Origin of the sequence: Micromonospora sp. B006, assembly GCF_003408515.1 — a bacterium.
In the GTDB taxonomy this organism is placed as follows: Bacteria; Actinomycetota; Actinomycetes; order Mycobacteriales; family Micromonosporaceae; genus Micromonospora; species Micromonospora echinospora_A.
The window spans coordinates 3,906,569-3,919,755 of record NZ_CP030865.1 but is presented as its reverse complement, the minus strand read 5'-3'; the positions used below and the strand labels follow the sequence as shown (position 1 = coordinate 3,919,755).

General features: G+C 75.4%; 9 protein-coding genes. 8 read left to right on the top strand and 1 reads right to left on the bottom strand.

The features are described from left to right. Window positions 1-11: 11 nt before the first annotated feature. The 8 genes from MicB006_RS17360 to MicB006_RS17325 all read left to right on the top strand — a co-directional run bounded on the left by MicB006_RS17360 (window position 12) and on the right by MicB006_RS17325 (window position 9,858). Window positions 12-773: a hypothetical protein gene (locus MicB006_RS17360; RefSeq protein ID WP_116507485.1), complete on the top strand. Its 762-nt coding sequence runs from the start codon at window positions 12-14 to the stop codon at window positions 771-773. Continuing rightward, complete coding sequence (locus MicB006_RS17355) at window positions 770-2,470, top strand: DNA polymerase Y family protein (protein WP_116507483.1); 1,701 nt, start codon at window positions 770-772, stop codon at window positions 2,468-2,470. The genes MicB006_RS17360 and MicB006_RS17355 overlap by 4 nt, the downstream gene beginning before the upstream one ends. Before the next feature lie 18 nt (window positions 2,471-2,488). Next, window positions 2,489-5,839: an error-prone DNA polymerase gene (locus MicB006_RS17350; protein ID WP_116511505.1), complete on the top strand. Its 3,351-nt coding sequence runs from the start codon at window positions 2,489-2,491 to the stop codon at window positions 5,837-5,839. 96 nt (window positions 5,840-5,935) lie between these two features. After that, window positions 5,936-6,115 carry a hypothetical protein gene (locus tag MicB006_RS17345; protein ID WP_073831023.1) on the top strand — a complete coding sequence of 60 codons (180 nt, stop codon included), beginning with the start codon at window positions 5,936-5,938 and terminating at the stop codon, window positions 6,113-6,115. 31 nt (window positions 6,116-6,146) lie between these two features. After that, window positions 6,147-6,878, top strand: coding sequence for a methyltransferase domain-containing protein (locus tag MicB006_RS17340; protein WP_116507482.1), 732 nt, complete (start codon window positions 6,147-6,149; stop codon window positions 6,876-6,878). Next, on the top strand, window positions 6,875-8,038 hold the full coding sequence (locus MicB006_RS17335; protein WP_116507480.1) for an alkaline phosphatase family protein: 1,164 nt from the start codon (window positions 6,875-6,877) through the stop codon (window positions 8,036-8,038). Before MicB006_RS17340 ends, MicB006_RS17335 begins: the two co-directional genes overlap by 4 nt. A gap of 46 nt (window positions 8,039-8,084) precedes the next feature. Continuing rightward, window positions 8,085-9,344, top strand: a complete 1,260-nt coding sequence (locus tag MicB006_RS17330) for a DNA polymerase IV (RefSeq protein WP_116507478.1) — start codon at window positions 8,085-8,087, stop codon at window positions 9,342-9,344. A 115-nt stretch (window positions 9,345-9,459) separates the two neighbouring features. Further along, window positions 9,460-9,858 carry a DUF3040 domain-containing protein gene (locus tag MicB006_RS17325; RefSeq protein WP_030500228.1) on the top strand — a complete coding sequence of 133 codons (399 nt, stop codon included), beginning with the start codon at window positions 9,460-9,462 and terminating at the stop codon, window positions 9,856-9,858. A gap of 855 nt (window positions 9,859-10,713) precedes the next feature. On the opposite strand, the gene MicB006_RS17315 is transcribed toward MicB006_RS17325, so the two are convergent. Further along, entirely contained in the window at window positions 10,714-13,182 is a 2,469-nt protein-coding gene (locus MicB006_RS17315) for a DUF3488 and transglutaminase-like domain-containing protein (RefSeq protein ID WP_116507476.1), read from the bottom strand. Between the last annotated feature and the right edge of the window lie 5 nt (window positions 13,183-13,187).

Genomic DNA, 13,187 nt, shown 5'->3' with positions numbered 1-13,187 from the left:
GGGTTGGTCCGATGGCGGGCCGCATGGTGGTCGGCTCCGCCGCCCTGGCCGAGCTGGTCCGGCCGGCGAGCGCGCCCGACCCGGCCGGCGGCCACCGGGTGCTTCCCGTCCGGGCCGAGCTGACCGGGCTGCTGCCCAACCGTGGCCTGCGCCGCGGCAGCACCGTCGCGATCGGCGCCGGCCAGCCCCGGCGCAGCGGCGCCACCTCGCTGATCCTCGCGCTGCTCGCCGAGGCGTCCCGGGCCGGCTCGTGGTGCGCCGTGGTCGGCGTACCCACCTTCGGGGCCGGCGCGGCGGCCGAGGCGGGCATCGCCCTGGACCGGCTGGCCCTGGTGCCCGATCCCGGGCCGGAGTGGCCCACTGTGGTCGCCGCGCTCATCGACGGGGTCGACGTGGTGGTCACCGCCGTGCCGGCCACTGTCGCCGGCTCGGTCGCCACCCGGCTGGCCGCCCGTGCCCGGCAGCGCGGAAGCGTGCTGGTTCCGTACGGCCGGTGGGACGGCGCGGACGTGACGCTTCAGGTGGTCCGGGGCGTCTGGCAGGGGCTCGGCCCGGGTCGCGGGCGGCTGCGCCGCCGCGAGGTGACCGTCTCGGCCCGTGGGCGAGGCGCCGCCGCCCGCCCCAAGGAGATCAAGGTGTGGCTGCCCGGCGACGAGCTGACCCGGGTGATCCCCCGCTCGGCCGGGCTCGGCGCACCGTCCGCCGCGCCGTCGCGCCGGCTGCGCGTGGTGGCCCCGCCCGCCCGTACGCTCGCCGCGGCCGGTCCGGCATGAGCGGCGCACCGCAGCGGACGCTGCTGCTCTGGTGCCCGGACTGGCCGGTCCTCGCCGCCGAGATCGTCGACGGGGTGCCCGCCACCGACCCGGTCGTGGTGCTGCACGCCAACCGGGTGGTCGCCTGCTCCGAGCGGGCCCGCGCCGAGGGGATCCGGCGCGGGCTGCGCCGCCGGGAGGCGCAGGGGCGCTGCCCGCACCTGACGGTGGTCGACCACGACCCCGGCCGGGACGCGCGGGCGTTCGAGCCGGTGGTGGCCGCCGTGGAGGAGGTGGTCGCCGGCGTCGAGGTGATCCGGCCCGGCGCCTGCGCCACCGCGGCCCGGGGGCCGAGCCGCTACCTCGGCGGCGAGGAGGCGGCGGCCGAGCGGATCGTCGAGCACGTCGCGCAGAGCTGCGCGGTGGAGAGCCAGGCCGGCATCGCCGACGGGGTGTTCGCGGCCGGGCTGGCCGCCCGGGAGGGACGGATCGTGGTCCCCGGCGGCACCCGCGAGTTCCTGGCCGGCCGTCCGGTCGAGGCACTCGGCCGGCCCGCTCTGGCGGACCTGCTGCGCCGGCTCGGCGTCCGCACCCTCGGCGACTTCGCGGCGCTGCCAGCCGGGGACGTGCTGGCCCGGTTCGGCTTCGACGGCGCGCTGGCGCACCGGCTCGCCGGTGGCCGGGACGACCGCCCGCTCGCGGTCCGGCAGCCGCCCGCCGACCTGGTCGTCACCGCCGACTACGACGAGCCGGTCGACCGGGTCGACGCCGCCGCGTTCGCCGCCCGGACGCTCGCCGAACTGCTGCACGAGCGGCTGGCCGCGTACGGGCTGGCCTGCACCCGGCTCGGCATCGAGGCGGTCACCGCGCACGGCCAGGAGCTGCACCGGGTCTGGCGGCACGACGGCCTGCTCACCGCCGCGGCCATCGCCGACCGGGTCCGCTGGCAGCTCGACGGCTGGCTCTCCGGCAGCAACGGCCGGGGCGGGGCCCGCCCGGCCCGCCCGACCGCCGGGATCGTCCGGTTGCGACTGGTACCCGACGGGGTGCTCGCCCAGGCGGGCCTGCAACCCGGGCTGTGGGGGGAGACCGGTGCGGAGCGGGAGCGGGCGCACCGCGCGCTGAGCCGGGTGCAGGGCATCCTCGGCCCCGAGGCGGTGGTCACCGCGGTGCTCGGCGGCGGGCGTTCCCCGGCCGACCAGGTGCGCCTCGTGCCGTGGGGCGACGAGCGGGCGCCCGCCCGTCCCGGCCCGCCACCCGCCCCGGCACCGGTGTCCGGACACCGTTCAGAAGACGTTCCTGCGGGCTCGGCGGCGGCGGGAACCTCTGTCGTCGTACCCCCTGGGGGCCGTGCGGTGCGACGGGGCGGGCGGGGCCGGGCGGTGGCCGAGCCGCCGTGGCCGGGAAGGATTCCGCCGCCGTCGCCGGCCGTGGTGCTGCCCACCCCGTTGTCGGCCGACGTGCGTGACGCCGCCGGGGAGCCGGTCGTGGTGAGCGCCCGGCTGGCGGTCAGCGCGGCGCCGGCCTGGCTCACCGTCGGCGACGGCCGCCCGGCCGAGATCACCGGGTGGGCCGGTCCGTGGCCGGTGGACGAGCGCTGGTGGGCGCCGGCCGAGGCGCGCCGCCGGGCCCGGTTCCAGGTGTGCCTGGCCGACGGTGCCGCCCTGCTGCTCGCGGTCGAGGGCGGGCAGTGGCTGGTGGAGGCGATCTATGACTGAGCGCCGGGGGAGGTGCCGGTGAGCTTCCACAACCCGAAGATGCCCTGGTCCAAGCTGGAGCAGGTGCTCTCCGGGCGGGCCACGGGCGAGCGGCACCTGCACGTGGTCGACCCGCTCGCGGTCGACGCCGACGGCGGCGACTCACCGGCGTGGAGCCGCAAGCGCCAGGAATACCAGCCGCCGGAGCTGGACCGGCCGGACGGCGTGGTGCCCTACGCGGAGCTGCACGCGCACTCCAACTTCAGCTTCCTCGACGGGGCCAGCCACCCGGAGGAACTGGCCGAGGAGGCGGCCCGGCTGGGGCTCACCGCGCTCGCCGTCACCGACCACGACGGCTTCTACGGCGTGGTGCGCTTCGCCGAGGCGGCCCGCGCGCTGCGGCTGCCGACGATCTTCGGCGCGGAACTCTCCCTCGGGCTGCCCGGCCCGCAGAACGGCGAACCCGACCCGCTCGGCCGGCACCTGCTGGTGCTCGCGCACGGCCACGAGGGGTACGCGCGCCTGGCCGCCACCATCTCCCGGGCCCAGCTGCGCGGCGGGGAGAAGGGCCGCCCGGTCTACGGCGAGCTGGAGGAGATCGCCGCCGAGCTGCGCGACCACGTGCTGGTGCTCACCGGCTGCCGCAAGGGGCACGTGCCTGCGGCGCTGCTCACCGAGGGCGTCGACGCGGCGGCCCGCGAGCTGAACCGGCTCACCGCGCTGTTCGGCGCGGAGACGGTGGCGGTGGAGCTGACCGACCACGGCCACCCGGTCGACGCCGACCGCAACGACGCGCTCGCCGAGCTGGCCGCCGCAGCCGGGCTGCCCACGGTGGCCACGAACAACGTGCACTACGCCACCCCGGGCCGGCGGCGGCTGGCCACCACCGTCGCGGCGGTCCGGGCCCGGCGCAGCCTCGACGAGATCGACGGCTGGCTGCCCGCTGCGGCCACCGCCCACCTGCGCAGCGGCGCGGAGATGACGGCGCGGTTCGCCGCGTACCCGGGCGCGGTGGCGCGGTCCGCCGAGTACGGCGCGGAACTCGCCTTCGACCTGCAGCTCGTGGCACCGAAGCTGCCGGCGTACCCGGTGCCGCCCGGGCACACCGAGATGAGCTGGCTGCGCCGGCTGACCATGGACGGCGCCCGCGAGCGCTACGGCCCGCCCGAGGCGCATCCGGAGGCGTACGCGCAACTGGAGCACGAACTGCGGATGATCGAGGACCTCGGTTTCCCCGGCTACTTCCTGGTGGTCTACGACATCGTCGCGTTCTGCCGCGCGCAGGACATCTACTGCCAGGGCCGGGGGTCGGCGGCCAACTCGGCGGTCTGCTACGCGCTGCGCATCACCAACGTGGATGCGGTCCGGCACCGGCTGCTGTTCGAACGCTTCCTCGCCCCGGAACGCGACGGCCCGCCCGACATCGACGTGGACATCGAGTCCGACCGCCGGGAGGAGGTGATCCAGCACGTCTACGCCCGCTACGGCCGGGAGCACACCGCCCAGGTCGCCAACGTCATCTCGTACCGGCCCCGGTCGGCGGTGCGCGACGTCGCGAAGGCGTTCGGCTTCTCGCCCGGCCAGCAGGACGCCTGGAGCAAGCAGATCGACAGGTGGGGCTCGGTCGCCGCGGTCGACGTGGCGGACATCCCCGAGCAGGTGGTCGCGTACGCGAACGAGCTGCAGACGTTCCCCCGGCACCTGGGCATCCACTCCGGCGGCATGGTGATCTGCGACCGGCCGGTGATCGAGGTGTGCCCGGTGGAGTGGGGCCGGATGCCCGGCCGCAGCGTGCTCCAGTGGGACAAGGACGACTGCGCCGCCGTCGGCCTGGTCAAGTTCGACCTGCTCGGCCTCGGCATGCTGTCGGCGCTGCACTACGGCTACGACCTGATCGGGTCCAGCCTCGACCTCGGTGACATGGACCTGGACGACCCCGAGGTCTACGACATGCTCTGCCGGGCCGACTCGGTGGGCGTGTTCCAGGTGGAGAGCCGTGCCCAGATGGCCACGCTGCCCCGGCTCAAGCCGCGCGAGTTCTACGACCTGGTGGTGGAGGTGGCGCTGATCCGGCCCGGCCCGATCCAGGGCGGCTCGGTGCACCCGTACATCCGGCGCAAGAACGGCCAGGAGCCGGTGACGTACGCGCACCCGCTGATGCGCAACGCGCTGGAGAAGACGCTCGGCGTGCCGCTGTTCCAGGAGCAGCTCATGCAGCTCGCCATCGACCTGGCCGGGTTCGACGCGGCCGGCGCCGACCAGCTGCGCCGCGCGATGGGGGCGAAACGGTCGGTGGAACGGATGGCGCAGATCGCCGACCGGCTCTACGCCGGGATGGCCGAGCGGGGCATCACCGGCGAGCTGGCCGACGACGTCTACCGCAAGCTCACCGCGTTCGCCAGCTACGGCTTCCCGGAGAGCCACGCGATGAGCTTCGCCTACCTGGTGTACGCCAGCTCGTGGCTCAAGCGCTACCACCCGGGCCCGTTCCTGGCCGCGCTGCTCAACGCCCAGCCGATGGGCTTCTACTCGCCGCAGACGCTCGCCGACGACGCCCGCCGGCACGGCGTGGAGGTGCGCCGGCCGGACATCAACGCCAGCGGCGCCAAGGCGGTGCTGGAGTCCACGCCGGAAACCCGGTGGGGCAGCGTGCCGGGCGAGCCGCCGCACGCCTGGGGGCTGGGCGGCCCGGCGGTACGGCTCGGGCTGGGCAGCGTCCGTACCGTCGGCGAGGACGCGGCCGAGCGGATCGAGGCGGAGCGGACCGCGCACGGGCCGTACCGGGACATGCCGGACCTGGCCCGCCGCGTCGGTCTCACCGCCGCGCAGCTGGAGGCGCTGGCCACCGCCGACGCCTTCGCCTGTTTCGGGCTGACCCGGCGCCAGGCCCTCTGGGCCGCCGGCGCGGCGGCCCAGGACCGGCCCGGCCGGCTGCCGGGCACGGTGACCGGCGCGGACCCGCCCACCCTGCCCGGCATGGCCGCGGTGGACCGCCTGGTCGCCGACGTCTGGGCCACCGGCCTGTCCCCGGAGAGCCACCCGGCCCGGTTCATCCGGGACCGGCTCGACGCGCTGGGCGCGGTGCCGATCGCCCGGCTCGGCCAGGTGCCGCCCGGGCGGCGGATCCGGGTCGGCGGGATCGTCACCCACCGGCAGCGCCCGGCGACCGCCGGCGGCGTCACGTTCCTCAACCTGGAGGACGAGACCGGAATGCTGAATGTCACTTGCTCCCCGGGGCTGTGGCAGCGCTACCGTCGAATCGCCCGCACCAGTGGAGCACTGGTGGTGCGGGGCCGGCTGCAGCGGCACGAGGGCGTCACGAACCTCACCGCGGACCGGCTGGACGCGATCGAGCCCCCCGTCACACCGGCATCCAGGGATTTCCGTTGATGGAGTGATCCACATTACGGTTTCCGGGAGCCGGAGGCGGGAGACTCCCGACGCGGGTGGGCAGAGTGGCTCACCCGGGGTATGGGGGATGAACCGATGACCTTTCACCGCACGTACGCCGGTGGCGTAGCCAACGCCCGACGGACCCGCCTCGGCGCCGACTGGGCGCCCACCCACGAGGCCGAGCCGCGGGAATACCAGGTGACCGAGGGCCCGGTGGCCAACACCGAGCGCTCCCGCGCCGAGGACGACCCCGCCGGCGGCGGCGAGTCCTGAACCCGGGCCGGGGGGTGACTAGGCTCGGCGCGTGGAGCAGATCCGAACCCTCACCCCCCGCACCGCCGTCATCTGGTCGGTGCTCCGGGCCGAGCTGGACCGGCGGGCCGGCGAACGACTCTCCGTGCTCGACGTCGGCGGCGGGACCGGCGGCTTCGCCGTCCCGCTCGCCGAGGCCGGTCACCGGGTCACAGTTGTCGACGCCAGCCCCGACGCGCTCGCCGCGCTGACCCGCCGGGCCGCCGAGGCCGGGGTCGCCGACCGGGTACGCGCGACGCAGGGCGACGCCGACGCGCTCGCCGGTCTGGTCGAACCGGCCACCGTGGACCTGGTGCTCTGCCACTCCGTCCTCGAAGTCGTCGACGAGCCGGAACCGGTGGTCTCCGCGCTGGTCACCGCGTTGCGACCGGGCGGCGCGGCGAGCGTGCTCGTCGCCGGCCGGGCCGCCGCCGTGTTCGGCCGAGCGATGAACGGGCAACTGGACGCCGCCGCCGCGCTGGCCGCCGACCCGCAGGGCACCACCGGCCGCCGGGACACGCTGCGCCGCCGCTACGACGCCGCCGACGCGGGCGCGCTGCTCACCGCCGCCGGCCTCGCCGTGGAGGAGATCCACGGGGTACGGGTGCTCGCCGACCTGCTTCCGGCCGCCGTGGCCGACGGGCAGCCGGCCGCCCTGGTGGAGCTGGAACGGGCGCTCGCGGCCCGGCCCCCGTACCGTGATCTCGCCGCTCAACTGCACCTGTTCGCCCGCCGCCCGGCATGACCGGCCCGGCTCCTGGCCCGCTGGACCGGGTTCCGCCCCGCTACGACGGCGGCAGCCTGGCCGACGTGCTGCCCAGCGCGCTGTCGGTGCTCGGCGTACCAGGTGCGGCCGACCGGCTCGGCCTGACACCGAGGCTGGACGGGGTACGCCGGATCGCGGTGCTGCTCGTCGACGGCCTCGGCTGGTACCAGATCCCCACCGCCGCCCGGTACGCCCCGACGCTCGCCGGACTGGCCGCCACCACCGGCCGGCCACTCACCACCGGCTTCCCGTCCACCACTCCGACCAGCCTGGTCAGCCTCGGCACCGGCACCGCGCCGGGCGCGCACGGCGTGCTCGGTTTCACCGTCCGGGTGCCCGGCACCGACCGGGTGCTCAACCACGTCGACTGGGCCGGCGACCCCGACCCGGTGAGCTGGCAGCCGGTACCCACCTGGTACCAGCGGGCCCGCGCCGCCGGGATCGCGGTGACAGTGGTCAGCCGTCCCGAGTTCGCCGGCAGCGGTCTGACGCTCGCCGCCAACCGGGGCGGCGACTACCGGGGCGCGGCCGGCGCCGACGCGCTGGCCGCGCGGATGCTGGCGGCGCTGGCCGCCGGGGACGGGCCCGCGCTCGTCTCCGGGTACCACCCCGACCTGGACCGGCACGGGCACCTCAGCGGCGTCGACTCCGAGCCCTGGCGGCTGGCCGCCGCCGATGTGGACACGCTGCTGGCCCGGCTCGTGGACGGGCTGCCGCCGGACGCCGCGCTGCTGGTCACCGCCGACCACGGCCAGCTCGACGTGCCCGCCGGGCACCGGATCGACCTGGACGCCGACCCTCGGCTGCGCGCCGGGGTACGGGTGGTCGCCGGTGAGCCCCGGGTCCGCTACCTGCACGCCGAGCCGGGCGCCGAGGCCGACGTGATGGCCGCCTGGACCGAGCTGCTGGGCCCGGCCGCGCACGTGCTGACCCGGGCCGAGGCGGTGGCGACCGGCTGGTTCGGGCCGGTGCCGGAGGCGCACCTGACCCGGATCGGCGACGTGGTGGTGGTGTGCCGGGACACGTACGCGGTGGTCGCCACCCGCTCCGAGCCGCCGATGGCGTCGCGGCTGGTGGCGTACCACGGCGCGGACACCGCCGCCGAGATGACCATCCCGCTGCTGGTGATCCGGGGCTGACCGGGTGGCGCGGTGGGTTGTCGGACCGCCGGGCTAGCCTGCTGACATGGGCCGCAGCCAGTCGTTGCCCCGAGGCGGTGACCCGCGCTTCGGGGCGGACGCCGACGACACCGGCTGCACCATCCTGCACGTCGACATGGACGCGTTCTACGCCTCGGTCGAGGTGCGCCGCCGCCCCGAGCTGCGCGGGCGGCCGGTGGTGGTGGGCGGCGTCGGCCCGCGCGGGGTGGTCAGCTCCGCCAGCTACGAGGCCCGGCGGTACGGCGTCCGCAGCGCCATGCCCACCTCCCGCGCCCGGGCGCTCTGTCCCGGCGCGGTCTACCTTCCGCCCGACTTCACCGCCTACACCGAGGCGTCGCGGGCGGTCATGCGGATCTTCCGGGACGTCACGCCGCTGGTCGAGCCGCTGTCGCTGGACGAGGCGTTCCTCGACGTGGCCGGCGCCCGCCGGCTGTTCGGGCCGCCCGCCGCCATCGCCCGGCTGATCCGCCGGCGGGTCGCCGAGGAGCAGAGGCTGACCTGTTCGGTGGGGGTGGGGCCGAGCAAGTTCGTGGCCAAGCTGGGTTCCACCCGGGCCAAGCCCGACGGCCTGCTCGTGGTCCCGGCCGACCGGGTGCTGGAGTTCCTGCACCCGCTGCCGGTCTCCGCCCTGTGGGGCGTGGGGGAGCGCTCCGCTGACGCGCTGCGCCGGCTCGGCCTGCGCACCGTACGCGACCTGGCCGAGGCGCCGGCCGGCCTGCTGCGCCGGGCCGTGGGGGAGGCGTCCGCCGCCCACCTGCACGAGCTGGCGTGGGGCCGCGATCCGCGCGGGGTCTCGCCGGAACACGTGGAGAAGTCGATCGGCGCGGAGGTCACGTTCGACACCGACGTGAGCGACCCGGACGAGATCCGGCGGTCCCTGCTCGCGCTCGCCGACAAGGCCGGCGCCCGGCTGCGGGCGGCCGGGCAGGTGGGCCGTACCGTGTCGCTCAAAGTCCGTTTCGCCGACTTCCGGACGATCAGCCGCTCCCGCACGCTCCCCGTGCCCACCGACACCGCCCGGGAGATGTTCGACACCGCCTGGGCGCTGTGGGAGGCCCTCGCCCCCGGCGAGCCGGTTCGGCTGGTCGGTGTCCGGATGGAAGGTCTCGCCCCCGCGGGGGAGACCCCGCAGCAGCTCACCCTCGGTGCGCCCGAGCGTGGCTGGCGTGAGGCGGAGGCGGCGGCCGACGCGGCGGCTGCCCGATTCGGGCGGTCCGTCATAGGTCCGGCCAGTCTTCTCAGCCGTCGCGATACCCGGCCAGTCGAAAAACCGACCCGGCCGTAGGTCGTCCCGCTTTCCGACGCGCGGGGGCCCTCGTAGACTTGCGGGTAAGCAGCCGGTTGGCTGCCACGGTCTGTCGGCCCGCCCGGGCCGACCAACGTGACCGGGGAGGAGTGCCGTGCCGCTCTCGGAGCACGAGCAGCGGCTGTTCGAGCAGATCGAGCGGTCGCTTGCCGAGGACCCCAAGTTCGCCTCGGCCGTGCGCGCCAGCGACCCGCGTTTCCACGCGCGGCGTCGCGTGCTCGTCGCTGCCGGCGTGGTCGTCGCTGGTCTGGCCCTGTTGATCTATGGTGCCGTGATCAAGATTCCCGCGGTGGCCGTGGCGGGTTTCGTCGTCATGCTGGCCTCGTTGGGCTACGCGGTGCAGTCGCACCGCCGATCCCAGTCGCCCGACCTGCACGTGGTCGGCGGCACAACGAGCCGGCGTCGTCCCCGTGGCCGCAGCAGTGGCCGCCGGGGCTCCTTCCTCGACCGGATGGAGGACCGCTGGCGGCAGCGCCCGGAGGGACACCGCTGACCGCGCTCCGCCCCTGACCGGGGCGGATGTCGCGGCGACGCCCGTCGGCGCTCGCTTCGTCGTGCCCGCTCCACGGCAGCCGGTGCGCGCAGCGGTCGATCGCGCCGTGCACGCTGACGTCGTCGGTACCGGCCAGTGTGGCGGTGGCCCCCTGGGCTTCCCGGCCGCGGCGTGAGTCCCGCCCTCTCCGCGCACCAGTGACAGTTCGAAGCGCTGACGTCTCTCCGCGGTCCGCCGGCCGGCGCTTCGCAGTCGATCATCATCTCGCTCCCGACCTGCGGCCGACTTGGTTTCCCGCAGTCGCTCGGTGGCTGCTTCCGCGCCGGCTCCGGCACTCGCCCCGTCGCGTTTCGAAGTCACCTGTCACCTCCCGCGACGACGCCTGTCTTCGATCCGCTCGACACCTTCCCTTGATCGCGTTCGGGCCATTGCCTGTTCCGATGTGCAGGGTGAGCGGCGGCAGTCGCCGCCGACCCGGTTCGTCGGCGGCCAGCCGTTTCCGCGCCGCCGCCCGCCGCCCGCTGGCCACTGGTTCAGGCTTCGCCCAGTCGACCCGTGCCGGCTCCCAATGGTCCACGGACAGAGATGGATCTTCCAAAGCGCGGGAAACGCAAAGATCTTGGTACGAAAAGGCCCTTATAGGGGCCGTTTCCTACCAAGATCTCAAAGCGCCCCCCGCCAGCCCACTGAGCAGTCGGTGATCAAGGAGTTTGCGGGCGGAATTCGGCCTCGCGGAGACACGAACTCCTTGATCAACGGGGCCGGAGGGAGGGGCGGGAGGCCGGGGCGGGGGCGGGGGAGGGGGAGGGGAGAGGGGCCGCCCGCCGGCGGGGGAGCGCCGGCGGGCGGAACGGGTCAGCGGGCCGTGCGGCCCGCCAACAGGCGGCGTGGGCTCCAGCGCAGCATCTGCGTCCGGGCCTGCCCGCTCGTGGTGACGATCCGCTCCGACTGCTCGGCCAGGGCGGTGCGCCAGCGCTGCAGCACCGACGGGGGCAGCAGCGCGGCCAGCAGCCGGGTGCGGCGGTCCGCCCCGGCCGCGAGCGCGCCCCGGACCATCCGCAGCGCCGGCTGCAACTCCGCGCCGGCAAGCGGATCCCGCGCGTACCGGGCCCGCTCCTCGGCCCGGCCCAGCAGCCGTACCCCGGTCGCGGCGTCGCCGTTCTCGGCGAGCGCCTCCCGGGCCAGCCGCTCGGCGGTCGCGCGGGGGGTCTCCGTGCGGTCCACCCGGACGTGGAAGTCGACCAGCGTGTCGAGCAGCTCGTCCCAGGCGGCGTGCGCGTCGGCGCGGGCGGACTCGGCGTCCACGCCGACGACGACCTCCCGTGTCTCGCCCCGCTGGCCCGGCACCGCGAGCGCGGTCGCCGAGGGCGCCCGGACCCGGACGCGCCGGCGGCGGCGCAGGGTGGAGCGGCGCAGGGCCGGTACGGCGAACAGCGCCAGCAGCGCCAGCGCCGCGGCCAGCCACCACGGCCACACCGGGTTCTGCTCGGCCGGGTCACTCCCACCCAGGGTCAGACCCTGGTCAGTGTCCTTGTCGAGCCGGTCCGCCTCGTTCGGGCCGGCCGACGGGTCGGCCGCGCCGGGAGCGACGGTGCTGCCGGGTGACGGGGCGACCTCCTCGGGGGCGTCGGTGTCCGGTGCCCAGGCGGAGCGGACCGAACCCTGCACGCTCGCCGCCGGGGTGGCGTCGAACGGCACCCAGCCGATCCCGTTGCCGAAGTTGACCTCGGTCCATGCGTGCAGGTTGCGGTTGGTCAGCACGTACGTGCCGCCGTCGGACTTGCTGCCGTTGGTGAAGCCGACGGCGACCCGGGCCGGAATACCGGCGGCCCGGACCAGCCAGGCCATCGCCGCCGCGTACTGCTGGCAGTAGCCGACCTTGGTGGCGAGGAAGTCGGTGATGTCCTCCCCGCTGCTGCCGTCGCGGGTGGACAGCGAGTAGGTGAAGCCGTTCTCCACCGAGAAGTACTCGTAGATCGCGCGGACCTTGTCGTAGTCGTTCGACTTGCCCTCCACCAGCTCGTCGACGAGTTCCTCGACGGCCGGGACCGACGGCCGGTCGGTCAGCTGCCGCATCACCTGGCTGTCCGCGGGCAGCGACGGGGCGGCGCGCAGCGCCGCCGGACTGAACGTCGAGCGCACGTACTCGAACGAGTAGTTCTTGCCGCGGGCGCTCTCCCGGTTGGAGAAGACGATCTGCTGGCTCGAGTCGTACAGCCAGTTGCCGTTGAGGTCGTCCGCCTTCACCGGATCGGCGTAGACCGGCAGCAGCGGCATGTTCAGGTTCTTCGACACCTCGACGGTGGCCCGGTAGCGCTGCCGTTCGACGCCGCGCGGGGTGCGCTCGCCGGGGTCGGGCAGGCCGCGGGTGACCGGCCGCCCGGTGGGCACGCGCGCCTGGAAGCCGCCCGGCCGCAGGTCGTCGACCACGGCGAGACGCAGGTAGAACGGGCTCGGCTCGCTGGTGCTGACCTTGACCAGCTCGGTTTCCTCGCTCTGGTTGAGCTGGCCGCTGAGCGCCGCGAACAGGTCGATCCGGCCCGGGCTGCCACCCTGGCCGGGCCGGCCGTTGCCCTCACCGGGCCCGGCGCCGACGTTGTTCATCAGCCCGCCGGTCATCCCGGGCACGGCCAGTGGCAGCGCCACCGCCACCGCCACGCCGACCACTGCCAGCCGGCGGCCCGCCGCGGCCAGCGGCGACGCCTCCCAGACGTCGACGTCGCGCCCCTCGCCGGTGAACCGGCGGCCGAACCGGCGTACCCGGTCGACGTTGTCGGTGACCAGCAGCCACAGGTAGCCGGCGGCGCCGACCACGAACGGGGTGGCGGGGACGCTGTCCAGGTAGACCGCCACCGGCACCGAGTAGATGGCGAGCATCGGCAGGCCGGCCAGCGCCGGCCGGCGCAGCCCGACCGAGAGGACGTCCACCACCACGGCGACCGCGCCGATGCCGAGCACCGCGAGGAACAGCAGCGAGTCGACGTCGGGCACCTTGACGCCGTACGAGCGCATGTCCTCCAGCGACGTCTGCGTCAGCTCGCCGAAGTGGGCGAACGTGCCGGGGGTGGGGATGAACGCGAGCAGCTCGGCGCCGCTCGGGAAGATCCACGTCAGGCCCAGGGTCAGGCCGGCCAGCATCGCCAGCACCTGGCCCCACAGCGGCGCCCGGGCCAGCCGGCTCAACGCGGCCGAGCCGGCCACCACGGCGACCACGATGGTGGCCTGGATCAGCCACGTCCAGCGTTCGAAGATCGCCGACAGCGGGGCCGCCGCCAGCAGGGTCGCCGCCGCGGCGACGAACCCGATGTTGCGATGGGGGGTCACGGGAG